At 68.2% G+C, this 24,100-nt stretch carries 16 protein-coding genes and 1 pseudogene; 8 read left to right on the forward strand and 9 right to left on the reverse strand.

Annotated features, from left to right (window positions below; genetic code table 11):
• Nucleotides 1–175 precede the first annotated feature (175 nt).
• Both LPW41_RS10790 and LPW41_RS10795 read left to right on the forward strand, forming a co-directional pair.
• Nucleotides 176–2,614, forward strand: a complete 2,439-nt coding sequence (locus tag LPW41_RS10790) for an ATP-dependent DNA ligase (protein ID WP_230704789.1) — start codon at nucleotides 176–178, stop codon at nucleotides 2,612–2,614.
• Between the two features lie 417 nt (nucleotides 2,615–3,031).
• On the forward strand, nucleotides 3,032–5,020 hold the full coding sequence (locus LPW41_RS10795) for a hypothetical protein (RefSeq protein WP_230704790.1): 1,989 nt from the start codon (nucleotides 3,032–3,034) through the stop codon (nucleotides 5,018–5,020).
• Between the two features lie 324 nt (nucleotides 5,021–5,344).
• On the opposite strand, the pseudogene LPW41_RS10800 reads toward LPW41_RS10795, so the two are convergent.
• Nucleotides 5,345–5,711: pseudogene (locus LPW41_RS10800) on the reverse strand (bleomycin resistance protein).
• 1 nt (nucleotide 5,712) lies between these two features.
• The gene (locus tag LPW41_RS10805; RefSeq protein WP_230704791.1) at nucleotides 5,713–6,414 is read right to left on the reverse strand and encodes a GNAT family N-acetyltransferase; all 702 of its coding nucleotides are present in this window, start codon (nucleotides 6,412–6,414) and stop codon (nucleotides 5,713–5,715) included.
• A 241-nt stretch (nucleotides 6,415–6,655) separates the two neighbouring features.
• Between LPW41_RS10805 and LPW41_RS10810 the strand changes: the two genes are divergently transcribed.
• Nucleotides 6,656–8,851: a hypothetical protein gene (locus LPW41_RS10810; RefSeq protein ID WP_230704792.1), complete on the forward strand. Its 2,196-nt coding sequence runs from the start codon at nucleotides 6,656–6,658 to the stop codon at nucleotides 8,849–8,851.
• 82 nt (nucleotides 8,852–8,933) lie between these two features.
• Here the strand turns inward: LPW41_RS10810 and LPW41_RS10815 are convergent, their stop codons facing one another.
• Complete coding sequence (locus LPW41_RS10815; protein WP_230704793.1) at nucleotides 8,934–9,851, reverse strand: cation diffusion facilitator family transporter; 918 nt, start codon at nucleotides 9,849–9,851, stop codon at nucleotides 8,934–8,936.
• A gap of 383 nt (nucleotides 9,852–10,234) precedes the next feature.
• Here LPW41_RS10815 and LPW41_RS10820 point away from each other — a divergent pair, with 383 nt between their 5' ends.
• A complete protein-coding gene (locus LPW41_RS10820) occupies nucleotides 10,235–10,540 on the forward strand; it encodes a hypothetical protein (protein ID WP_230704794.1) in 306 nt (101 codons plus the stop codon).
• A gap of 295 nt (nucleotides 10,541–10,835) precedes the next feature.
• Complete coding sequence (locus tag LPW41_RS10825; RefSeq protein WP_230704795.1) at nucleotides 10,836–12,989, forward strand: hypothetical protein; 2,154 nt, start codon at nucleotides 10,836–10,838, stop codon at nucleotides 12,987–12,989.
• Nucleotides 12,990–13,156: 167 nt separating this feature from the next.
• Here the strand turns inward: LPW41_RS10825 and rdgB are convergent, their stop codons facing one another.
• The 3 genes from rdgB to murI are packed head-to-tail and all read right to left on the reverse strand — an operon-like array spanning nucleotide 13,157 to nucleotide 15,337.
• Entirely contained in the window at nucleotides 13,157–13,753 is a 597-nt protein-coding gene (rdgB, locus tag LPW41_RS10830; protein WP_230704796.1) for an RdgB/HAM1 family non-canonical purine NTP pyrophosphatase, read from the reverse strand.
• 1 nt (nucleotide 13,754) lies between these two features.
• Nucleotides 13,755–14,480: a ribonuclease PH gene (rph, locus tag LPW41_RS10835; RefSeq protein ID WP_056230582.1), complete on the reverse strand. Its 726-nt coding sequence runs from the start codon at nucleotides 14,478–14,480 to the stop codon at nucleotides 13,755–13,757.
• Nucleotides 14,481–14,518: 38 nt separating this feature from the next.
• Complete coding sequence (gene murI / locus LPW41_RS10840; RefSeq protein ID WP_144834746.1) at nucleotides 14,519–15,337, reverse strand: glutamate racemase; 819 nt, start codon at nucleotides 15,335–15,337, stop codon at nucleotides 14,519–14,521.
• A 97-nt stretch (nucleotides 15,338–15,434) separates the two neighbouring features.
• Here murI and LPW41_RS10845 point away from each other — a divergent pair, with 97 nt between their 5' ends.
• The gene (locus LPW41_RS10845) at nucleotides 15,435–16,760 is read left to right on the forward strand and encodes a nicotinate phosphoribosyltransferase (protein ID WP_230704797.1); all 1,326 of its coding nucleotides are present in this window, start codon (nucleotides 15,435–15,437) and stop codon (nucleotides 16,758–16,760) included.
• 861 nt (nucleotides 16,761–17,621) lie between these two features.
• Here LPW41_RS10845 and LPW41_RS10850 read toward each other — a convergent pair.
• The 3 genes from LPW41_RS10850 to LPW41_RS10860 are packed head-to-tail and all read right to left on the reverse strand — an operon-like array spanning nucleotide 17,622 to nucleotide 21,169.
• Complete coding sequence (locus LPW41_RS10850; RefSeq protein ID WP_144834742.1) at nucleotides 17,622–17,888, reverse strand: DUF3039 domain-containing protein; 267 nt, start codon at nucleotides 17,886–17,888, stop codon at nucleotides 17,622–17,624.
• A 51-nt stretch (nucleotides 17,889–17,939) separates the two neighbouring features.
• Nucleotides 17,940–19,466 (reverse strand): hypothetical protein, encoded by a 1,527-nt coding sequence (locus LPW41_RS10855; protein WP_230704798.1) that lies wholly within the window; start codon nucleotides 19,464–19,466, stop codon nucleotides 17,940–17,942.
• 11 nt (nucleotides 19,467–19,477) lie between these two features.
• The gene (locus tag LPW41_RS10860) at nucleotides 19,478–21,169 is read right to left on the reverse strand and encodes an ATP-binding cassette domain-containing protein (protein ID WP_230704799.1); all 1,692 of its coding nucleotides are present in this window, start codon (nucleotides 21,167–21,169) and stop codon (nucleotides 19,478–19,480) included.
• 971 nt (nucleotides 21,170–22,140) lie between these two features.
• Here LPW41_RS10860 and LPW41_RS10865 point away from each other — a divergent pair.
• Nucleotides 22,141–22,833 (forward strand): NTP transferase domain-containing protein, encoded by a 693-nt coding sequence (locus tag LPW41_RS10865; protein WP_144834736.1) that lies wholly within the window; start codon nucleotides 22,141–22,143, stop codon nucleotides 22,831–22,833.
• An 85-nt stretch (nucleotides 22,834–22,918) separates the two neighbouring features.
• Entirely contained in the window at nucleotides 22,919–23,839 is a 921-nt protein-coding gene (locus tag LPW41_RS10870) for a hypothetical protein (RefSeq protein WP_230704800.1), read from the forward strand.
• The last annotated feature ends 261 nt before the right edge of the window (nucleotides 23,840–24,100 follow it).

Consider the following 24,100-nt stretch of genomic DNA (forward strand, 5'->3'; position numbering starts at 1 on the left):
GAGGTGGCTGAGCCTGTCGAAGCCACCGGACCCCCGCGAACCCCCCAACCGAGGTGGCTGAGCCTGTCGAAGCCACCGGACCCCCGCGAACCCCCGGACCCTTCGACAAGCTCAGGGACCTCTCCACCCGCAACCCCCTCGGCACCCGCCGCCCGCTCCGCTCTACGCTGGGGCGATGACGGAGCAGACGGTGCGCATCGGCGGTCGCCGCCTGCGCCTGTCGAACCTCGATAAGGTCCTCTACCCCGAGACGGGCACCACCAAGGGCGAGGTGATCGACTACTACTCGCGCATCGCTCCGTTGCTGCTCCCCCACGTCGCCGACCGTCCGCTGACGCGCAAGCGCTGGCCTGATGGAGTGGGGACGGATGCCGACCCCGGCGAACCGTTCTTCGCAAAGGCCCTCGAGCCCGGCGCTCCGGCGTGGGTGCGGCGCTTCCCAATCGATCATTCGAGCGGCGCGAAGGACTACCCGCTGGTCGACGATCTGCCGACGCTCGTCTACCTCGCGCAGGTCGCGAGCCTCGAGCTGCACGTGCCGCAGTGGCGCTTCACCTCCGACGGCGAGCGGCAGAATCCCGACCGGCTGGTGCTCGACCTGGATCCCGGCCCGGGCGTCGGCCTCGCCGAGTGCGCCGAGGTCGCGCGGTGGGCTCGCGCGATCCTGCAGGACATCGGCCTCGAACCGTTCCCGGTGACCAGCGGCAGCAAGGGTATCCACCTGTACGCGCGCCTCGACGGGCGCCAGTCGAGCGACGCGGCGAGCGCGGTCGCGAAAGAACTCGCCCGCGCGATCGAGGCCGACCACCCCGACCTCGTCGTAAGCCAGATGGCCAAGGCCGCGCGCCCCGGCAAGGTGTTCATCGACTGGAGTCAGAACAACGGCTCGAAGACCACGATCGCCCCGTACTCCCTGCGCGGGCGCCCGCGTCCGTACGTCGCCGCCCCACGCACCTGGGACGAGCTCGACGACCCCGACCTGCGGCACCTGCTGTTCAGCGAGGTGCTCGAGCGTCCCGACGATCCGCTGGCTCCGGTTGACGAGGCGCACAGCCCCCTGCGCGCCTACATCTCGAAGCGAACGGCGGGTAAAACCCCCGAGCCCGTGCCCGAGGCCCCTCACGGCGAGCCCGACCCCGAGGGGCTCCCCCGCTTCGTCATCCAGGAGCACCACGCCAGCCGCCTGCACTGGGATCTCCGCCTCGAACGCGACGGCGTGCTCGTCAGCTGGGCCGTGCCCAAGGGCGTCCCACCGACGACCGCGAAGAACAGCCTCGCCGTCATGACCGAGGACCACCCGCTGCAGTACCTCGACTTCGCCGGAGAGATCCCGCGCGGAGAGTACGGCGCGGGCATCATGACGGTCTGGGACACCGGCACCTACGAGCTCGAGAAGTGGCGCGACGACGAGGTGATCGCAACTCTCGAGGGCCGTGACGACGGTCCACTGGGCCGGGTGCGTCTCGCGCTCATCCGCACCGAGGGCCAGGGCGAGAAGTCGCAGTGGCTGCTGCATCGGATGAAGACAGATGCCGAGGGCAAACCGCAAAGCGACGGAGCCCCGGTCGTGGCGCTCGACCACGAGTCCCCTGCCCCTGAACCCGTTCACACCAAGGCCCCGTCGACCACCGACGCCCCCACCGTCGCCGACGTCCAGCCGATGCTCGCCACCTCCGCGACCCCGGGCATCGCCCGCGCCGCCGCCGAGCGGTGGGGCCCCGCCTGGGTGGAGATGAAGTGGGACGGCATCCGGGGACTCTGCATCTGGGATGGACATCGCCTGCGCCTGCGTTCGCGCAACGGCAACGACCTGACGGCGGCCTACCCCGAGTTGACGTCAGTCGACCTCCGTCTCGGCGACGAGCCCGCGGTGCTCGACGGTGAGATCGTCGCCCTCGACGCGCAGGGCCGCCCGAGCTTCCCCCTGCTGCAGAAGCGCATGAACCTCGCCAAGCCGCGCGAGATCGAGCACGAGGCCGCACGCACGCCCGTGCACCTCTACCTGTTCGACGTGTTGTCGGTGAACGGGCGAGACGTGGCATCCCTCCCCCTCTCCGAACGCCGCGAGCTGCTCGAAGCGCTGGCCGCCGACGCGGGGGCGCCCGTCGTCGTGCCGCCCGTGTTCGACGACGTCGACGCCGCCGTCGCCACCAGCGGCCGTTTCGGTCTCGAGGGCGTGGTCGTCAAGGATCCCGGGTCGGCGTATCGGCGCGGGGTGCGCTCGGAACAGTGGCTCAAGGTGAAGCACTCGCGCACGCAAGAGGTCGTGATCGGCGGCATCCGCCCCGGCAAGGGCAACCGCTCGGGCACGATCGGCTCGCTGCTCGTCGGCGTGCCCACCGCCGACGGACTGCAGTACGCCGGCCGGGTGGGGTCGGGCTTCGGCGAGCAGACCCTTGCGAAGCTTTCCGCGTTGCTCGAGCCCCTGCGCGCCGACGCGGATCCATTCGAGGGTGTTCCGGATGCCGATGCCCGCGACGCCCTGTGGGTGCGACCCGAGCTGGTCGGCGAGGTCGAGTTCGCGGAGTTCACCCCCGGCGGGATCCTGCGCCAAGCCCGCTGGCGCGGCCTTCGGCCGGACAAGTCCCCCTCCGACGTGACGCGCGAGGCTTGACGCGTCCAGGTGGTGAACTGCTGGGTGACTTTCGTCTACGCAACCGCGCATTCTGAGGCCCGAAAGATCCCCTCATCTGCGGTTTGCGCCCATTATCCCTATGGAACCCGGAGATTGGCCCTTCGCACATAAGACAAGGTCCAAGGCGCGCCTACATGTTGTTCGCGCGATCTGCGCCGCATCCGAAAGGTTCTTTCCGTGGTCTCTGACACGTCCCACCCCGCACCAGATTCACTGGCTCTCAGCCTGACCGAACATACGATCGCTCGACGGACTGTGCTCGCTGGAGCGGCGTGGTCGGTCCCCGCCATCGCGATTGCGACCGCTACGCCGGCGCACGCCGCGTCCGGCGCGCAGCTTGCATTCGCCCAATCGTCGTACTCCGGCAAGGGGTGCTCCCGAATTTCCGGAGTGAAGGTGACCGTCACCGACAACGGCTCGCCCAAGGCGGGCACGTCGGTCACTGTCTCACTATCAAACGGATGGACCTTCTCCAGCGGCGCGGCAACGAACACCTCAACGACCGACAGCAATGGAGTCGCGGGCTTCCTCAATATCGACGTGCCCGCCGGAGGAGGATCAGCAACGGCTTCAGCGACCGCCTCTGGCATGCCCTCGACCAGCGCATCTCTATCAGGGACTGCAACAACGAGCGGGGTCGTGCTCGATTCGGGCTCGCTCTCCCACACAACGACGGTCCCGGCGGGTTCCACTCCCGTTGCTGGGTCGCTCTACCTTACCTCCGACGCCCGGCTCGTTGACGCCAGCACCGGCGCCGTCTGCGCGGTGAACGTCGATGCGTGGGGGCAGATGTGGCGCATCTCCGACACGCAGTACCGGATCGGCCTCCGAAAGAAGGACGGCACTGCGACCTACGTCGAGAACGGAACCGAGTCCACCGCCGTCGGTGTCCCCAGCGGTTCCACCCCGATCTTCAGCAGCCGCTTCCTCGCCCAGGACGGGCGTCTCATCGACGGCGGTCAGAACGGCAAGAGCTACTCGCCGACGAACGTCGAACTCTTCAGCCAGACTATCCCGCTGAATGGAACGAGCGGCTGGCTCACCTCGTTCCGCAATAAGGATGGCAGTTTCGTCTACCTCGAGACAGGGTCGGTCCGGTGGCCCACGGGTGTCCCCGCCGGTTCAACTCCCGCCGTCGGCTCGCTTTACCTGACGCCCGACGGACGGCTCGTCGACGGCAGCGACGGCTCAGTGATTGCCACCGGCGTGAATGCGATCGGCCGCGTGTGGCGAGCCAACGCGTCGACTCCGTGGCTGGTTCCGCTCAAGAAGAGCGACGGCAGCACGACCTACCTGTCGAACGGCACGGAAAAGACGACGTCCGGCGTCCCGAATGGCTCGACACCCGTTGCCGGAAGCAAGTTCCTCTCTCCCGCGGGACGACTCATCGACGGCGGAGTAGTCGACGGTGTAGCCGGGAAGGTCTACGACCCGTCGGATATCGAAGCCTTCGGCGAGGCATATGTAATGGATGCCCAGGGCAACTGGCGACTGCCCGTCCGACGTAAAGACTCTGCTCTCAACTACCTTGAGACCGGGGCCGTATACTCCCCCGCCGCCATTCCGGAGGGCGCGACACCCATTGGCGGGTCACTATTCCTCACGACCGATGGGCGCGTCGTAGACGGAAGTACGGGCGCTCAGTACGCCTCAGACGTCGCGTCTTTCGGCCAGCTTTATCGCAACATTTCGAGCAACACCTGGCGACTCCCCCTGAAGAAGAAGGACAAGAGCGCCTCATATCTGGACACCGGTACGGAGACGGCTGCAACAGGAGTACCGGCAGATTCGACACCCGTTGCGAGCGCTATCTTCCTTTCCCCCGCAGGGAGACTGATCAACGGCGGCGACGGAAAGACCTATGCGATCACGGACGTCGCGTCGTTCGGTGCGATCTTCCAGCCTGACAATTCGGGTGAGTGGCAGCTCCCCGTCAAGAAGACGGATGGGTCCGTCGCGTACGTCCGCACCCGGAATGAGATGGCTGTCATCGGAGTGCCTTCAGGTTCGACGCCAGTGGCATCCTCTCTCTTCCTCGCAAGCGACGGGCGCTTGATCGATGGCAGCAGCGGGTCTGTTCTCGCGAGCGGGGTCGACACGTACGGTCAGGTCTTCCGCGATATCTCTACGGGATCGTGGCGACTGCCGCTGAAAAAGAAGAATGGCGACGCCTCCTACCTTCAAGACGGCGCCGAAACCGCCACCTCTGGCGTCTCTTCGGGCTCATCCCCGGCTGGCGGATCGATGTTCCTCACTTCCGACGGGCGCATCATCGACGGCAGCAACGGCTCCGTGCGCGCCTCAGGCGTATCAACCTTCGGTCAGATTTTCAGCACTGACAACAACGGCAACTGGGCGATGGCGTTGATGGCACAAACCTGTTGAGACCGCCCCGCCGGTGACGGCGGAGTCGGTGGAGAAGTTGGGAGGTGCGTACGGACGAGAGTGGGCCGTACGCACCTTCCGCTGCATAGGCGGAATCGAGTCGCGCACGCGTTGGCACCCGAGAGCCGAGGTGGCCGAGCCTGTCGAAGCGCCCACCGACTCACCGCAAGCCCGACCCTCAGGGGGCTGAGCCTGTCGAAGCCACCGCAACCCAATGGGTCCCAGTCCCTTCGACAAGCTCAGGGACCTCTGAAGCAAGGTGGCCGAGCCTGTCTCGGCCACTGCCACCCATGGATCGGCAACCCCGCCGCCCACCTGCGCCGCTCAGCCCCGATTCTCGATCAGCGTCAGCTGCGTGCCGTCGGGGTCGATCAAGAACCCCGCCCGCTGCCCCCAAGACTGCACGCGCACGGGGTGCAGGCGCGGCGCGCCGGTCCTCGCCTCCGGCACCGCGGCGGGGCGGATCGGCGCGACCAGCTCGTCGACGTCGTCGACCCGCACGCAACACATGAACGAGCTCTCCTCGGGCACCAGCTCGGCGAAGGGGAAAGAACTCGAGCTGCACGCCGCCGCGGCGGAGGATGAGCCACCCCTCGTCGCGATGCGTCACCTCGAACCCGAAGGCGCCGTAGAAGGCAACGGTCGCCGCGAGATCACGCGATGGCAGGTTCGGTGCAGCGAAGTCGACCACGTCAGTCGTCGATGACGGTCCACTCGCCGAAGCGGCGGAACCCGGATGCCAGGGCCAGGGCAACCGACGGCGCATTGTCGAGCTGGCACCGGTACTGCGGCTCGTAGCCCTGCTCGAGCGCCTCGGCCGCCATGGCCAGCACCGTCGCCCGGGCGAGACCGCGCCCGCGGAACTCGGGAAGCGTGATGACCCCCAGGTCGGCGAGACGCGTGCCCCGCCAGGGGAACATACTCGCCGCGGCGGCGAGTCGCCCCTCGACGAACGTGCCGAACACGAGCCAGTGGTCGAGTTCGACGAACGCCTCGTCGAGGTCGTTCTCGGGCGCCGCAGCAGCAAGTGCATCGAACGCGGCGGCGTCGTCGTCGGTGAGGCGGCGCGTGTGTTCGTCCGCCGGCTCAGCCAGCACCGACGCGTGCTCTTCGACCGGCAGGTAGAACAGGTGGTCGGGATTGTTCAGGGCGATGCCGGCCGCCGTGATCCGCTCCGTCGCCTCGTCCGCCGCGATGCGTTCGCCGTGCGCGTGTCCGAGGTGCGCGGCGCGGTCCGGCGAGAGACGCACGACAGTTGGTCCGTCTTCAACCTCCAGAACCGAGACCGACCGGTTCTCGGGGAGTTCCGGGTCGATGACGACCACTCCCTCGCCTTCGGCGAGATCGCCTGCAGCGGCGGGGAGCCAATGGCCCATAACGGTCGACGAAAACATGGGAACCTCCGGGGGTGTGGGTACCTGTCCGCAGGCTAGCGGAGATCGGGGCCGCGAGGTGCAGGTGAGCGCCGGGGTGATCTGCCTCCCGACTTCACCCGCCTGCATGTCGCGACCGCCCCGGAATGACGCGATTTGCGGCGACTTCACCCGCTGGCTGCACGAATACGTGCCATAAGGTTCCCCGCGGCCGCACCACAGTGGACCACACGTATACCTGCCCCGAAGGAACAACACTTCCGTGACGACCTCATCCACTCCTGAACCGCTCGCACCGGTCGCCCAGCCCCCCATCGCGCGCCGAACGGTCCTGGCCGGCGCCGCCTGGTCCGTCCCCGCCATCGCCCTCACGACTGCGTCCCCCGCATTCGCGGCATCCGGCACCACCCTCTCGTTCGCGAAGTCGTCCTACACCGGCCCGGGCTGCTCGACCATCAACGGAATCAAGGTGACGGCGTCGGACAACGGCACCGGCCAGGCAGGCGTTTCCGTCACCATCTCGCTGTCCGGCGGCTTCGTCTTCTCGAACGGTGGCACGACATCCACCAGCGTCACCGGCTCCGACGGCTCGCTCACGCTGCCCGGCATCACCGTGCCCGCAACCGGCGGCACCGGAACGGCCTCAGCGTCGGCATCGGGCACATCCGGCTCGTCGACGACTCTGCGCGGCACGGACGCGACCGTTGCGAAGTACCTACAGAACGGTGCTGCGCAAACCGCGAGCAACATCCCCACGGGTTCCCTACCGGCGTTCGCCGGTTGCTACCTCGCCCCGGATGGCCGAGTCCTGGATGCCGCGAACAGCAACGCCGTCATTGCCTCAGGTGTCGCTACTTTCGGCCAGATGTACCGCGACGACGACAACTGGGTAGTCCCCCTTCTGAAAACCGATGGATCGACCGGCTCCCTTGTCAGCGGTCGCGCCTCGTACCCGTCTTGGCAGGAGCGCACGTACCCCAGCGTCCCCTCAGGCTCCACCCCGATCGTCGCGGAGTACTTCCTCACCTCCGACGGCAGCATCGTCTACGGTGGCAACGGCGTCGCGCAGGCCACGAGCGTCGCCTCGTGGGGACAGATGTCGACCTGGGGCAATCAGCCGCAGAACGCCCACAACGACGCGCGGCTGCCTATCAAGAAGACTGACGGCAGCTTCCGGATCTTCAAGTTGCAAGCCGAGTACGCGACCACCGGCGTCCCTTCCGGCTCGACTCCCGCGGCGGACGCCTACTTCCTCGCACCCGACGGCAGACTCGTCGCCGGCGACGACGGATCCGTCCTCACGACGAACGTCGAAAGCTTCGGCCGCATGCTGTGGGACGGGTCTCACTGGCGCTGGCCTCTGAAGAAGTCCGACGGCAGCTTCACCGTCATCAAGGATGGCACCGAAGCCGCTGTCACCGGCATACCCTCCGGGTCCACCCCCGTCGTAGGTGGCGTTTTCCTTGCACCCGACGGTCGGCTCATCGACAGTGCGAACAGCAACACGGTCTATGCAACCGCGGTCAGCACGACAGGACAGGTTCTTTACTACGACTGGAACGGCCACTGGCAGATGCCGCTCGGCATCGCCGAAACAACCCCGGCGTACCGCGACGACAACACGCAGACAAACGCCTCGGGGACCCCGGTCAACTCTGCACCCGTCACCTTCTCGTGGTTCGTGGCGCCTGACGGCCGACTCATCGACGGCGCAAGCGGATCAGTCTTGGCCTCGAGCGTTGACACGTGGGGCCTCATCTTCCGTTGGACGAACAACCATTCCTACCTCCCACTGCGCAAGACGGACGGCACCTTCACCTTTCTCGAGAACGGATCTGAAACCGCGTGCACAGGGGTGCCATCGGGTTCCGTTCCCGTCGCCGGGTCCTCGTTCCTTTCGACCGATGGGCGACTGATTCAGGGGAACACCGGCATCGTCGAAGCGACGAACGTCGCGTCGTGCGGTGAGATCTATCTCGGAACCGACGGCAAGACTTATCTCCCCCTGAAGAAGCTGGACGGTACGTTCACCTACCGGCAGGACGGCACCGAGAACCCCGCGTTGGGTGTGCCAGCAGGCTCACGACCGATTGCCTACACGTGGTTCCTCGCGACCGACGGTCGGCTGATCGATGGCGCCACGGGCGCCGTGCTTGCTTCCAACGTGGACTCGGTGGGCCGCATCTTCCGCTGGCGCAACGACCACTCGTATCTCCCGTTGAAGAAGCAGGACGGTAGCTTCACGTACCTCGACAACGGCTCCGAGACAGCATGTCAGGGAATCCCGTCAGGGTCCGTCCCCGTCGCGGGATCGTCGTTCCTCGCTCCCAACGGTCAACTGATCCAGGGCAACACGGGCAGCGTCGAGGCCGACAACGTGCACTCGTGCGGTCAGATCTACCTGAATACCGACGGACACACGTTCCTGCCGTTGGCGATCAAGAAGACAAGCTGCTGAGGCGGGTGGATTCAAGCAGGGCGCGGGCTGCAGCAGGCAGTCCGCGCCCTCCTCGTTGCAAGCTGGAACCTGGGCGCGCACGTCACAGATGACGCGAGTCGTGCTCCACGTGCCCCGCCGGCTCGAGCTGGAACGTCGAGTGCTCGACGTCGAAGTGATCCGCGAGGCACGTCTGCAGCGACGCGAGGATCGCGGCAGCACGACCGTCGGTCAGAGCCGCGTCTTCCACGATGACGTGCGCGCTGAAGACCGGCGCTCCGCGCGTGAGTTGCCACACGTGCACGTCGTGCACGTCAACCACGCCATCGGCCTCGCGCAGGTGCTCACGGATCTCCGCGACGTGCACCCCCACCGGCGCCGACTCCGTCAGCACGACGACGACCTCGCGCAGCAGCCCGATCGCCCGCGGCACGATGAGCACCGCGATGAAGAGCGAGGCGATGGCATCCGCCTGCGTGAATCCTGTCGTCACGATCACGATCGCCGCGCCGATCACCGCGGCCGAACCGATCAGGTCGCCGAATACCTCGAGGTACGCGCCGCGCACGTTGATGCTGCGCTTCTGCGCTCGCGACAGCAGGAACATCGACACCGCGTTCGCGACGAGCCCGGCGATCGCAACGACGAGCATCAGGCCGCCCTGCACCTCGGCTTCGGCCGGCGAGAGCAAGCGCTGCACCGCCTCGATGCCGACCCACGCGCACAGCAGGATCAGGATGATCCCGTTGGCGAGGGCGCCGAGCACCTCGGCACGCTGGTAGCCGAACGTGCGGCGGTCGTCAGCAGGTCGGGCGGCAATCGCCGTCGCGATCAGGGCGACGACGAGAGCCGCGGCGTCGGTGAACATGTGCGCCGCGTCGGCGAGCAGGGCGAGAGAGCCCGACACGATCGCTCCGACGATCTGCACGACCATCACCACGGTGGTCAATCCGAGGGCGGTGGTGAGCAGGCGCCTGTTACTGGCATCCCGGATGCCGCCGCCCGGCGCGTGATCGTGCATAGCCCCAGGCTAGGTGCGGGGTCTGCCCCGGTACGTCGATTCGGGCAAGTCGGGAATGAGAACGGGTGTCGCTCTCGCTCGCAGGTGAGTTTCGGGGTGATCTCCTTCAACAAGAATCACCGAACGCCCAGGCAAGAAGCCCGGAATTGCGGGCGAAAGTGCCCCAACGAGCGGGGGCTCATGCTGCGGCCGCAAAACACCCTTACATGCGCATGTCATCGTTGTGTCAACCGATGACTCCGCCTCAACCGGAAGGTTCCTCCTCGTGTCCGCTCGTCACCAGACCGCGTACCGGCCGCACACGCCGACTCGCGTGAAGCGACGAGTTCGCGCCTGTGGAGAACTCCCGAGGCAGCTTCCGCAGATTGACTACATTCGCGGTCATGACAACCTCGCCGAACTGCCCTGCCTGGTGCACGATCCATCGAGACCCGTGGTGGACGGGAGCCCACTACAGCGATCCTTTGGAGCTCGGCGCGGTGCTCGACATCGGCGGGGTCGCGCAGCCGGTGACGCTCACGACGGTTCGGACCAAGTCGCCCTCCGGGGAGTGGATCGAAATCACGACAGAAGAACTGCGCGACCTCCACGTGCGCATCGATCTCTCCGGCGCCCTCCGCCTGGCCGAGGCCATGCACGCAGTGACGGGCGACGCCGATCCGTCGCACTGGAGTCGCTGGCTGCAGTAGCCACACCGCATCGGCGTCTCGCCGCAAGCTCCTGCCTCACGGTTACAGATGGAGCGCGAATGCTGCGCCCGTAGGTGACTTCAGGGGTGATCTTCCCCGCGCCTCCCCTTTGCGGCCGCTGTCTCGATTCACCCCCTGACCAGGAAAGCACCACCTTCACCCGTCGGTGAAGGTGGTGCTTTTGCTGTGTACGCGCAGGGGCGCGGTCAAAGTGCGAAGGAGTACTGCTGTCGTTCCAGCTTTCCGCCGCGCCGACTTCGGCCACCACAGCACGTTGATCGAAAGGATCGTCCTCGTGACCGACTCAACTGAAACCCTGACCGCAAAGCCGATCGCGCGGCGAACGGTCATTGCAGGCGCCGCCTGGGCGGTTCCCGCTATCGCTCTGAGTGCCAGCACGCCCGCGTTCGCGGCGTCAGGCCCCGTCCTGTCTTTCAACAACTCGTCGTACACCGGCGCCGCCTGTTCGGTGATCTCCGGCGTGCGCGTGACAGTGACAGAGAGCGGATCCCCGAAAGCCGGCGTTTCGACGACCGCGCTCCTCGCAGGTGGATTCACTTTCTCGACTGGAGGAACCAGCTACACCGGTGTAACCGGGGCCGGCGGCTCTATGACGCTCCCCGATATCGCGGTCCCGGTCGGGGGCGGCAATTCGACTGTCACCGGAACAGCGTCCGGCGCCGTCTCGGCATCGGCTTCTCTCGTCGGAACCGTACAGACATCCCCGTTCTATGCCACTAGCGATCTCACGCGTCGTTCGGCGTCTGGTGTGCCGGACGGCTCGATGCCCGCGGTGGGCGGGATTTTCCTCTCGCCCGATGGACGACTCATTGATGGAAGCAGTGGGTACGTATGGGCAACGAACGTTAATCGATACGGGAACATTTACCAGAGCGGTAGCAATGGCCAGTGGAGCATGCCACTGCTCAAACGAGACGGCAGCACGACGATTCTTCGGAACGACCAATCCGAAACGCAGACCACAGGCATTCCTGCCGATTCCCAACCAATCGCGGGAGGCATGTTCCTCGCATCAGATGGACGACTCATCGATGGAACGAACGCTTACGTTTGGTCCACGAACGTTGGCGCTTGTGGACTAATGTACAGCAGCAGCAATAACAGTGACTGGACTATGCCTATAAGAAAGACCAGTGGTTCGTGCGTTTTCTTGCGCAACAACGCGTCGGAATCCGCTGCCGCCGGAGTCCCCTCGCAATCAACACCAGTGCAGGGAGCAATGTTTCTCGCTTCCGACGGCCGACTTATCGACGGCAGCAACGGCTTTGTCTGGTCCTCGAACGTCGATTCGTGCGGCCGAATCTTCCAAAGCAACAGCACGGGCAATTGGAGTATGCCGCTGAAGAAGCGGGACGGAAGCTGCGCAGTGCTACTGAACGATGCATCGCAGAAGTCTGCGACGGGGGTGCCTTCTGGTTCGACCCCTGTGCAGGGCGGTCTTTTTCTTTCCTCGGACGGTAGAATCATCGACGGTAATGGCACGGGTTACGTCGTCGCACGCGGCGTCGCCTTAGTAGGCGTATTTTACAGCGCCAGCAATGACGGCGGCTGGAGTTTGGCGCTCGCCGTTCAGAAGACGACTCCGACCTTCCTCGATAACGGCACCGAGAAGAGTGCCGTAGGCGTAACAGGTGGATCAATGCCTGCCGCAGCCTCCTCGTTCCTGACACCGGACGGCCGTCTATTGTCCGGTGACGCGGGTGTGGTGCAGGCCTCGAACGTCCAGACGGTCGGAGATCTCTACTGGGACGGTTCGATCTGGCGGTGGCCGATTCGGAAGAACGACGGTAGCTGCACTTTTCTCGACGCAGGCACCGAGAAGTCCGCCGTGGGAGTCCCCGCCGGTTCGCGCCCGATCGTAGCCTCCTCGTTCCTCACGTCCGACGGACGGCTGATATCGGGTGACAGAGGAACGCTACAGGCCTCAAACATCGATACCTGCGGTCAGCTTTACTGGGACGGGCATATCTGGCGTATTCCGCTTCGCAAGCGCGACGGCAGCTTCACCTTCCTAGACAACGGCGTCGAAAAGAATGCCGTGGGCATCCCCGCCAACTCCGTGCCCGCTGCAGGCTCATCTTTCCTCGCGCCGGACGGACGCCTCATCTCGGGCGACCAGGGGATCGTGCAGGCTACGGACGTGAGCGCCTTCGGTCGGCTCTTCTACAACGGCACCGTTTGGCAGTGGCCGTTGCGAAAGACGAGCGGTTCCTGCTCGTTCCTTGATAGCGGGATCGAACGGACGGCGACAGGAGTCCCGTCGGGTTCAGAACCCGTCGCAGCCGCTTCGTTCCTCACAACAGACGGTCATCTGATCTCCGGCGACACCGGAGGGGTGCAAGCACAGGATGTTATCGCCTTCGGGCAGATCTATTACGACGGGGCGATCTGGCGACAGCCGTTGGCGAAGAAGAAGACGAGCTGCTAACGCCAAGTAACTCTAAGCCCAGTGGGGGTCACCGGCCGGTGTCCGGCGACCCCCACTTCGCTGAGCTTTTGAACAGCAGTCCGGCGTCGAGCAGCCCTCGACGCGCTACGCGCTCTCGCTCGAAGCGGGACCCCGTCACCGATGGATCCACAGCTCGTCCGAGGGCCTCAAACTGTCTCGAGCAGCGGAACCAATTCCCGGAACGCCCGCGCGCGATGCGACTCCGCGTTCTTCTCCGCCGCCGTCCACTCCCCGACCGTGCGCTCCTGCCCCGCGGCCTGGCCGTCGGGGATGAAGATCGGGTCGTAGCCGAAACCGCCCGGCCCGGCCGGTGCCGTCGCCAGACGCCCCGGCCAACGCCCCTCGACCGTCTGCTCCCCACCATCCGGCCGCACCAGCGCGATCACCGACACGAACCGCGCCGTGCGATACGGATCCGCGACATCCGACAACTGGTCGAGCAGCAGCTCGAGATTGGCGGTCGCGTCCTTCTTATGCCCCGCCCAGTACGCCGAGAACACCCCCGGCGAACCGCCCAGCACATCGACTGCCACACCGGAGTCATCGGCCAGCGCCGGCAGACCCGTGTGAGCCGCGGCCGCGCGAGCCTTGATCACTGCGTTCGCGGCGAACGTCACACCGTCTTCGACCGGCTCAGGCCCGTAGTACGCGATCACCTCGAGGTCGGGACGCACCTCGGCGACGATCGCCTGAAACTCCTCGACCTTGTGCGGGTTGTGCGTCGCCAGAACGATGCGAGCCATGTCAGCCCTCGAGCACCGAGGTCTGGATGCCGCGCAGCTCGGCGCAGCCGTTCACACCCAGCTCGAGCAGCTGGTCGAGCTCGCGCTTGTCGAACGGAGCGCCCTCGGCGGTGCCCTGCACCTCGACGAACAGACCGCGACCGGTGACGACGACGTTCATGTCGGTCTCGGCCCGCACGTCTTCGACGTAGGCGAGGTCGAGCATGGGCTCGCCGTCGATGATGCCCACCGACACCGCGGCGACCGAGTCGCGCAGCACCTCGGCGCGCTGACCGATGAACTTCTTCTCGCGGCCCCAGGCGATGGCATCCGCCAAGGCCACGTACGCACCCGTGATCGCCGCGGTGCGCGTGCCACCGTCGGCCTGCAGCACGTCGCAGTCGATGACGATGGTGTTCTCACCCAGCGCCTTGGTGTCGACGACGGCGCGGAGCGCGCGGCCGATCAGACGCGAGATCTCGTGCGTGCGACCGCCGACCTTGCCCTTGATCGACTCGCGGTCGTTGCGGCTATTCGTCGCGCGCGGCAGCATCGCGTACTCGGCGGTGACCCAGCCCTTGCCCTTGCCGGTCAGCCAGCGCGGCACGCCGTTCGTGAACGAGGCGGTGCACAGCACCTTCGTGCCGCCGAAGGTGACGAGAGCCGAGCCCTCGGCGTGCGCCGACCAACCCCGCTCGATGGTCACGGGGCGCAGCTGGTCGTTGGTCCGGCCGTCTTTGCGGGTCATGGGGTCCTCCTGAGGGAACGGGTAGCGGATGCCGCGGCTCAGCGCGGCAGGTCGATGGCGCCGGTCTGCACGAGCTGCACCTCGCGCACCTCACGCCCCATCAAGCGATGGGCCAGGCGCACGAAGTCGTCGGCCGATGAGCCCGTGGCTTCGTAGCGGGCGGTGGGCACGGCATCCGGACTCGCGAGAAGATCACGCGACACGAGCTGGCGGAACACGTCTTTCGCGGTTTCGCTGTCGCTCGAGACGAGGCTCACGTCGGGACCCATCACATAGCTGATGGCCCCCTCGAGGAACGGATAGTGCGTGCAGCCGAGCACGAGCGTGTCGACGCCGGCGTGGCGGAGCGGCGCGAGGTACTGCTCGGCGGTGGCGAGCACCTCGGGCGAGTCGGTGACTCCGGCCTCGACGAATTCGACGAAGCGCGGGCACGCCTCGGCGAAGACCGTCAGGCGCTCGTTGACCTCGAGCATGTCTTGATAGGCGCGGGATCCGATGGTGCCGACCGTTCCGATCACGCCGATGCGGCCGTTGCGGGTGGTCGACATCGCGGTGCGGACGGCGGGTCCGATCACCTCGACGACTGGTACGTCGTACCGCTCGCGGGCGTCGCGGAGCATGGCAGCGGATGCCGTGTTGCAGGCGATCACGAGCATCTTCACGCCCTGCTCGACCAGGGTGTCGAGCACCTCGAGCGAGTACTTGCGCACGTCGGCGATGGGCTTCGGGCCGTAGGGCGAACGCGCCGTGTCGCCGATGTAGAGGATCGACTCGCGCGGCAACTGCTGCGAGACCGCGCGGGCGACGGTGAGGCCGCCGACTCCTGAGTCGAAGATCCCGATCGGCGCGTCGTTCATAGGCACCCAGCCTATCGGGCGGGGGTGGGGCGGGCGGTGGCTGTCAAGCGCGGGGGCCCGCACGGGTGCGGCGGCGGGGCCGGAATATGCTGACCGAATGAGCCGCAGCACCGCCCTGCACACCGACCGCTACGAACTCACGATGCTCGACGCGGCGCTCCGCGACGGCACGGCCTCGCGCCGATGCGTGTTCGAGGTGTTCGGCCGCCGGCTGTCGGGCGGGCGCCGGTTCGGCGTCGTCGCCGGCACGGGGCGGTTGCTCGAGGCGATCCGTGACTTCCGGTTCGGCGACGATGAGCTGCGGTTCCTCCGTGACGAGCGGGTGGTGGATGCCACGACCATCGACTTCCTCGCCGATTACCGCTTCACCGGGTCGGTCACGGGATACCGCGAGGGCGAGATCTACTTCCCCGGTTCTCCCCTGCTGACGGTCGAGGGCACCTTCGCCGAGGCGGTTCTGCTCGAGACGCTGGCGCTCAGCATCCTGAATTACGACTCCGCCGTCGCCACCGCGGCCGCGCGCATGAGCGTCGCCGCGGGCGACCGCCCGCTCGCCGAGATGGGCTCCCGCCGCGCGAGCGAAGAGGCCGCGGTCGCCGCCGCGCGGGCCGCGTACATCGCCGGATTCTCGGCCACCAGCAACCTCGAGGCCGGACGCCGCTGGGGAGTCCCGACCATGGGCACCGCGGCGCACGCGTGGACGCTGCTGCACGACACCGAAGAAGACGCGTTCCGCTCGCAGATCGAGGCGCTCGGCGCCGGCACGACGCTGCTCATCGACACCTACGACATCGCCGAGGGCGTGCGCACCGCGGTGCGCGTTGCGGGAACCGACCTGGGCGCGGTGCGCATCGACTCGGGCGACCTCCCAATCGTCGCGGGCGAGGTGCGGGCGCTGCTCGACGAGCTCGGCGCCACCTCGACCCGCATCACCGTCACCAGCGACCTCGACGAGTACGCGCTGGCCGCTCTCGCGGCATCCCCCGTCGACTCGTACGGCGTCGGGACGTCGGTCGCGACCGGATCGGGCGTGCCGACCGCGGGGCTCGTTTTCAAGCTCGTGGCCCGCGAGGCGGCCGACGGCTCATGGGTCGGCGTCGCCAAGGCCTCGGCCGAGAAGGCCTCGCACGGTGGACGCAAGGCCGCGTTCCGCACGCTCGACGGCGGCACCGCGACCTCTGAGTTGATCATCGTCAGCGACGGCTTCGAAGAGCTGTCGACAGCGTCGGAACACCCCGACGCCCGGGCGCTGCAGACGACGCTCATGCAGGACGGCGAAGCGGATGCCGCGTTCGTCGGCCGCGAGGGCGTGCAGGCTGCGCGGACCCATCACTCGCGCGTGCGCGAGGAACTGCCGATCCGCGCGCTCGCGCTCAGCAAGGCCGACCCGGCGCTGCCGACGGAGTACCGCGACGCGGAGTGACGCGCGCTGCGGGGCGGGGGCTCCGACGCAACAGAGGTCGCTGAGCTTGTCGAAGCGACCGTGACCGGCGGCCGGCCCTGCGCGCGGGTGGGGCGGGGGCTTCGACAGGCTCAGCCACCGCGCGCGGGTGTCGCTCTCGCAACGGAGGTCGCTGAGCCTGTCGAAGCGACCGTGACCAGCGGCCGGCCGCGCGTGCGGGTAAGGGCGCCCAGCTCGCGCAGCAGAGGTCGCTGAGCCTGTCGAAGCGACCGTGACCAGCGGCCGGCCGCGCGTGCGGGTAAGGGTGCCCAGCTCGCGCAGCAGAGGTCGCTGAACCTGTCGAAGCGACCGCGACCAGCGGCCCGCCTTACGTTCGGCTGGGGGCGGAGGCTTCGACAAGCTCAGCCACCGCACGCGGGTGTCACTCTCGCAACAGAGGTCGCGGAGCCTGTTGAAGCGACCGTGACCAGCGGCCGGCCGCGCGCGCGGGTGGGGGCGGAGGCTTCGACAAGCTCAACCACCGCACGCGGGTGTCACTCTCGCAACGGAGGTCGCTGAGCCTGTCGAAGCGACCGTAACCGGCGGCCCGCCGCGCGTGCGGTCCGGGGCGGAGGCTTCGACAGGCTCAGCCACCGCGCGCGGGTGTCGCTCTCACAACGGAGGTCGCTGAGCCTGTCGAAGCGACCGTAACCGGCGGCCCGCCGCGCGTGCGGTCCGGGGCGGAGGCTTCGACAAGCTCAGCCACCGCACGCGGGTGTCGCTCTCGCAACGGAGGTCGCTGAGCTTGTCGAAGCGACCGTGACCGGCGGCCGGCCCTGCGCGCGGGCGGGGCGGAGGCTTCGACAGGCTCAGCCACCGCCCGCGGGGCTCAGCCGCGGGGCCTCAGTTGATGAGGGACTCGTAGATCTCTTTGCACTGGGGGCAGACGGGGAACTTCTCGGGGTCGCGACCCGGGGTCCACTTCTTGCCGCAGAGGGCGCGCACCGGCTTGCCGGACAGAGCCGACTCGAGGATCTTGTCCTTCTTCACGTAGTGCGAGAAGCGCTCATGATCGCCGGGCTCGATGTTCTCTTCACGGATGAGCTCCTCGAGCTCACGATCGAGGGTAGCGAGACCCCCGCTGTCCGGCTTGTCGAGAGGCGTGCTCATGGTCAGCCAGTGTAGCCGCGGAGAGCGCCGACGGCTCTGTCGGCTTCCCGTTCAGGTGGCTTCGGCAAACTCCATGAGCCGGGTTCCGCGGCGTTCGAACAGCAGCGCTCCGATGGCGATGCCCACGATCAGCACGAAGGCGCCGGCCCCGACGCCAATCCACAGCGCGAACACCGAGTCGATGGTTTTGCCCTCGATCGCCTGCCAGGTGAGCCACCCCGCAGGAGCCGCGGTGATGATCGCTCCGGCCATGACGAGGCCCTGCGCCATGACCCCGCCGGATCCTGTGCGCTGCGGCTGCTGGAACGGGCTGTCGCCCGGCCGCGACACGGCGTAGGGTGCGAGAACCGACGAGATGCTCGAGAGGCCGAGGCCGGCGAGGAAGAGCGCCGCGCACACGCCGACCATGGCCGGGAACACGGCCCAACGGCCGTGCGCGACGATCGCGAGCGGCAGCGTGATGGCGAGCACAGGGATGCTGATCAGCAGCACCGGCACGAGACGTCCGATGCGGTCGGGGGCTCCGCGCATGCCGCTGGCGATGTGCATCCACAGGGCGGTGGAGTCGTAGGCGAGGTCGTTGTGCGGGAGCCATCCGAAGAACAGCGCCATGATCGGCACGGGCAGCAGCACGGCGAGCTCGAACGGCACACCGGCGACCAGCAGCGGCACCATCGACACCACGGCGGCGATGGGCACGATGACGAGGTTCACGAGGTAGCGGCGATCGCGCAGCCAGTACGAGAGGCTGCGGGCGGCGACGGCTCCTCCGGGGGTTCCGGGGAGCAGGGCGAACCAGCCGAGGCCTCCGCGCTCACGCACGGCGACCGGTCGTCGCGTGGTGGTGAGCAAGACGTCGACGAGGGTGAACCAGGCGAGTGTGAGCAGCGCGACGGTGAGCACGGCGACGACGAGGCTGCCGACGGCGGCTCCGGCGGAGGGCGCGAGGGCGATGCCCCATGCGGCGCCGATAGGCGTCCAGGCGAGGATCTCGGCGGCCGAGGCCAGCTGCGACGGCACGGCTCCGCGCCATTCGAGCGAGCCGAGGAACACCCCGACCGGCACGACGACGACGAGGATCGCGACGAGGTACACACCCATCAGCTCGCGCGACTGGCGTGGCCGCTGCACGAGCGCCCCGAGGGCCATGCTGACGCGCGCGAACAGCACACAGGTCGCAAGGCCCAGCACGACCGAGACGATGCTCGCGAGGGCGTTGGCGCCGTGCGCGCCCCACGAGATCGCGAGGCTGATGCCGAGCACGAGCACGACGAGCACGGGCACGCTGAGAAAACCGGCCACCAGCAGGGCCCCGGCCAGCGGACGCGGCTCGGGGCCGACGACGGCGAAGCGCCTCGGATCGAGAGGGTCGACGGATGCCGTGACGGGCGGACCGACCGCGAAACCGAGGGTCACCGCGGAACCGGCCAACACCGTGACGACAGCGACCGTGAGGGTGTCGGCATCCGCCATGCCCGACGCGCTGCGCGCGGCGATCACGGTTGCGGCGATCAGGACGACGACGCCGATGATGCGGCGGATGACGTCGCGCCGGTCGCCCCGGAGGGCGCCCAGCATCATCGCCAGTCTCAGGCGGAGAACGTGTGCAACCACTCGAGGCCCTCCACGTCGCCGAGTCCGCCGGAAAGCTCGCGGAAGCGCTGTTCGAGTGTGCCTTCGCCGCGGACCTCGTCGACGGTTCCTTCGGCGAGCACCTGGCCCGACACGATCACGGCGACGCGCGAGCAGACGCGCTCGACGAGTTCCATGCCGTGGCTCGAGAGGATCACGGTTCCGCCGTGCTCAACGTAGGCGCCGAGGATGTCGAGAATCACGCCGCTCGACACGGGGTCGACGGCCTCGAAGGGCTCGTCGAGCACGAGGAGGCGCGGAGAGTGGATCATCGCACCGGCCAGCATGACCTTCTTGGTCATACCCGCGGAGTAGTCCGACACCGGGCGGGCGAGCGCATCGACGAGGTCGAACGCGCGCGCGAGATCGGCGGTGCGGCTCTCGACGAGCGGGGCCGGGAGGCCGCGCAGAGCGCCGTAGTACGAAAGAAGCTGGCGCCCGGTGAGGCGGTCGAAGGTGCGCAGCCGGTCGGGCAGCACGCCGATGAGCTTCTTCGCCTCGCGCGAGCGCTTGGTCGCGTCGACGCCGTTGATGCTGACCGCTCCCCCATCGGGTCGCAGCAGGCCCGCGATGATCGACAGCGTCGTGGTCTTGCCGGCGCCGTTGGGCCCGACGAGTCCGTAGAACGACCCGGCCGGAACCGTCAGGTCGATCGCGTCGACGGCCTTGAGCTCGCCGAACGACTTCGACACGTGCCGCAGGGTGAGCGCCGGGACGGCGGTCTCGGGATCGGCGCCTTCGGTGGCGGATGCCGTGACGACGGTGTCGTCAGCGGCGATCACCGCGACGGCGGGGTCATCGGTGGCGGATGCCGCGACGTCGGATGCATCCGTGTCGGTCACGACGACGGCGGAATCGTCGTTGGCGGATTCCGCCGTAGCGGCGGCCAGGACGGCGGTCGCGTCGTCACGGTCGACGGGGGCGTCTCGGCTTTCGGGATCGGTGAAGTCGCGCTGCTCGTCGTCGGGGTGAGCCGCGGCGGAATCGTCGACGGACGCAGGCGTGAGCAGCGCGGTGCGCGTGTCGTCGGCGGGCTCGAGGACCGCAGTCGTGATTGCGGAGTCGTGGGCGTCGTCCGTTGCTCGGTCGGCCGGAGCTGACTCGGCGTCGGCTGGAGCCGGGGCCTCCTCGTCGACGCGGACGTCGGCGGGCGTCGGGTCTTCGGACTCCGCGACGTCGACGGGCTCGGCGACCGCGGAGTCGGTCTCATCCTCGAGCGGAGTCGCGACCAAGATCTCAGGCTCCGCCGCGGGGTCTTCGACGGTCGTGTCGGCGACGGGCTGCGCAGCGATCTCATCGACGACCACGGCATCGGACGCGTCCGCCTGACTCGGGTCGACGATCGGCTCTTCGACGGCGACATCAGCGGGGGTCGGGTCTGCGACGGCCTCAGCGGCGGGCTCGTCCGCCGCGATACCAGCAGAGGTCGGGTCCACCGCGATCGGGGCGGCGACAGCAGGCTCTCCCGCGGGGACGTCGGCGGGCGTCGTGTCCGCGGCGACGGCGGGCTCTCCCGCGGCGACATCAGCGGGAGTCTCGTTCGCGGCAACCGCGGGCTCTTCGACCGCAACATCAGCGGGAGTCTCGTCCGCGACAACCGCGGGCCCCTCGACCGCGACATCAGCAGGAGTTTCGTCCGCCGCGAGCACGGGCTCCTCGTCCGCAACGTCAGCCGGCGTCGTCTCTGCGGCAACCGCAGGCTCTTCAACCGCCACACCGGCCGGCGTCGCGTCAGCAACAGCGGGGGTCGACTCGACCGCAGACGTCTTCTCCGCGTCACCAACAGCCGAATCACTCGCCGACACCGCACCCGGCAGCGGCGGACGCGGCGGCACGACAAGGTCGTCGGGCAGCGGCGGCGGCGGGCCGGGTGAAACCGGAGTCGCCGCAGCGGCCTCAGCCTCGGCCTGCTTCTTCGCCGCGGCGGCCTTGGCGGCGGCGGTCGTGCGAGGAGTCGCGGGCTTCTTAGCGGCCGGACGCTTCGCGGCGGGCTTCTTCGCCGCCGTCGAGGCGGAGCTCGCGGCCGGCGTGCGAGGCGTGTCGCTGTCGGTGGTCGCGTTCGACGCTGCCGTGCGAGCAGCCGGTTTACGCGGAGCGGCCGGCTTGCGGGCAGCGGTGGTCCGCGAAGTCGCTCCTGCGGCCGTCGTGCGAGGCGCACGCGGAGCGCGAGGCTTCGCAGCGGGCTTGGCCGGCGCGGCCGAGTCGGAGGCGGACGGGTCGCTGGGGGACGCGGCATCCGGACCCTCATTCGACCCCGCAGAAGCCGCAGCCGACGAGGCCTTCGGACGCGCGGGCGTCTTGCGCGGGGCGCGCGGGGCGCGCGGTGTGGGCGGCGAGACGGGACCCGAAGGTTCGACGCTCGCCGCAGTACCCTCCGAGTCGGACGGGGACGTTTCGTAAGGCTCCGGCAGCGACGCTGTCATCGCACCAAACTACCAACCCCCTCCGACATCGCCCGACGCCTGGTCGCGAGGCGCAGAGATCGGTCGGGATCACGAAACCACAACAGTCGGCGCGAATCATGCCACTGGATCAGGGTTTTTCGCTAGCGTGAATCGAACACGAAGGCGTGACATTCCGGTGAACCGGACATGACGACTCATCCCCCCAGGAGCCAGCCTTGACTGTTCAGATCGTGATCCTCGCCGCGGGCATGGGCTCGCGCCTCGGCCGCAGCCTGCCGAAGCCCCTCACTCCCCTTGCCGACGGCCGCAGCATCATGCAGCAGCAGCACGACAACATCCGTGCTGCCTTCGGCTCATCCGCGCGCATCACCACCGTCGTCGGCTACCGCGCCGAGACGATTGTCGACGCGTTCCCCGCGGTCGACTACGTCTACAACGACCGCTACGACCAGACCAACACGTCGAAGAGCCTGCTGCGCGCCCTCGCCAAGAGCTCGCGCGGCGGCGTGCTGTGGATGAACGGCGACGTCGTGTTCGACCCGCACGTGCTGACGCGCGCCGCGAGCCTCATCGACGACGACCGCTCGTTCGTCACCGTCGACACCGCCAAGGTCAGCGACGAAGAGGTGAAGTACACGGTGGATGCCGAGGGCTTCATCGCCGACCTGTCGAAGGTCGTCGTGGGCGGCGTCGGCGAAGCCGTGGGCATCAACTACATCTCGTCGCGCGACAAGAAGGCGTTCCAGCGTCAGCTGCAGCGCGTCGACGACCAGGACTACTTCGAGCGCGGCCTCGAGCTCGCCATCGCCGAAGACGGCGTGCGCGTCGAGCCGCTCGACATCAGCGACCTGTACGCGGTCGAGGTCGACTTCGCCGAAGACCTGGAGCGCGCGAACCTCTTCGTCTGAGGCGCGGTTCGTCCGAACGGACGAGGGATGCGCCGAGCCCGTCAACTCCCCCCGAACTTTCGGGCGGTGACGAGAAGATGGCGTCATGGCTGAGAAGGTGCACCGCATCCACACCCTGCCCGACGACGCGCCCTGGAAGGGCGGCATCCCGCCGGTCGGGTCGGAGGAGCACCCGCGTGCGATCCGACTGCTCGACCGCGTCATGACCGTGCAGCGACCCGTGGTGCTCGCGCATCTGCGGAGTATCCGCCTGCGGCATCCGGATGCCACTGTCGACGAGATCCTGAAGATCCTCGAGCGCCGCTATCTCGCGGCCGTCACCACCGGGGGTGCGGCGGTCGGCGCGACCGCTGTCGTGCCCGGGATCGGCACCGGGGTCACGCTCGCGCTGAGCGGAGTCGAGACCGTGGGCTTCCTCGAGGCGACCGCACTTTTCGCCCAGTCGGTGGCGGAGGTGCATGGACTCGCGGTGACGGATCCCGACCGCGGACGCGCCCTCGTGCTCGCGCTCATGCTCGGCAAAGAGGGCGTCGACCTCGTGTCGCAGCTCGCCGCGCAGGCGTCGGGACGCGGAGTCTCACGCTCGGGCTACTGGGGCGAGATGGTGACGAAGACGCTTCCGCGGGCCATGGTCGGCCCCCTCCTCGACCGCCTCAAGACGTCGTTCGTGCGCACGTTCGCCACGCGCGGCGGTGCGTCGTTCATCGGCAAGGCCCTGCCGTTCGGCGTGGGCGCGGTGGTCGGCGGCGCCGGCAACAACATCCTCGGCCGGCGCGTGCTGGTGAACTCGCGGCGGGCCTTCGGGGCCCCTCCCCTGCAGCTTCCGGCCGACCTCGAGCCGCGGCCCGGCAGTGAGCGACTCGAGCGCTCGGCTGCGGGCGGTGTGCGCCGCGCGGGGAATGCGATCGCGGATGCCGTGGGCTCGGGCGCGCGCAGGATGCTGCCCGGGCGGCGGCGGCGCGACGGCGAGGGTGAGTTGGGCGCGGGCGGGGCGTCGGAGGGCTGACTACGGCCGAGTACGCGCGCGCCTGGGCGCGCGGTCGCGTCGCATCAGCGCGTGGCGAGGATCGGGGCGTGAAACGTGGACCCGGGGCGTCGAACGTGGACCCAGGGCCACGCACGGGCGCCCGGCGGTCGCGCCGCCCAGCGCGCGGCGAAGACCGGGGCGTGAAACGTGGCCCCGGGGCGTCGTACGTGGCCCCGGGGCCACGTACGAGCGACCATCTGCGGCAACCGAAGCGTGCGAGGCGCAGAGGACGCGGCATCC

Origin of the sequence: Microbacterium sp. JC 701, from assembly GCF_021026215.1 — a bacterium.
GTDB classification, from domain to species: Bacteria; Actinomycetota; Actinomycetes; order Actinomycetales; family Microbacteriaceae; genus Microbacterium; species Microbacterium algihabitans.

Bases quoted from the DNA above. Each gene is read 5' to 3' on its own strand.
- murI (WP_144834746.1), bottom strand. From the start codon at position 15,337: ATGAACGACGCGCCGATCGGGATCTTCGACTCAGGAGTCGGCGGCCTC.
- LPW41_RS10855 (WP_230704798.1), bottom strand. From the start codon at position 19,466: ATGCTGGGCGCCCTCCGGGGCGACCGGCGCGACGTCATCCGCCGCATC.
- rdgB (WP_230704796.1), bottom strand. From the start codon at position 13,753: ATGGCTCGCATCGTTCTGGCGACGCACAACCCGCACAAGGTCGAGGAG.
- LPW41_RS10805 (WP_230704791.1), bottom strand. From the start codon at position 6,414: ATGTTTTCGTCGACCGTTATGGGCCATTGGCTCCCCGCCGCTGCAGGC.
- rph (WP_056230582.1), bottom strand. From the start codon at position 14,480: ATGACCCGCAAAGACGGCCGGACCAACGACCAGCTGCGCCCCGTGACC.
- LPW41_RS10870 (WP_230704800.1), top strand. From the start codon at position 22,919: ATGGCTGAGAAGGTGCACCGCATCCACACCCTGCCCGACGACGCGCCC.
- LPW41_RS10820 (WP_230704794.1), top strand. From the start codon at position 10,235: ATGACAACCTCGCCGAACTGCCCTGCCTGGTGCACGATCCATCGAGAC.
- LPW41_RS10845 (WP_230704797.1), top strand. From the start codon at position 15,435: ATGAGCCGCAGCACCGCCCTGCACACCGACCGCTACGAACTCACGATG.
- LPW41_RS10790 (WP_230704789.1), top strand. From the start codon at position 176: ATGACGGAGCAGACGGTGCGCATCGGCGGTCGCCGCCTGCGCCTGTCG.
- LPW41_RS10850 (WP_144834742.1), bottom strand. From the start codon at position 17,888: ATGAGCACGCCTCTCGACAAGCCGGACAGCGGGGGTCTCGCTACCCTC.
- LPW41_RS10815 (WP_230704793.1), bottom strand. From the start codon at position 9,851: ATGCACGATCACGCGCCGGGCGGCGGCATCCGGGATGCCAGTAACAGG.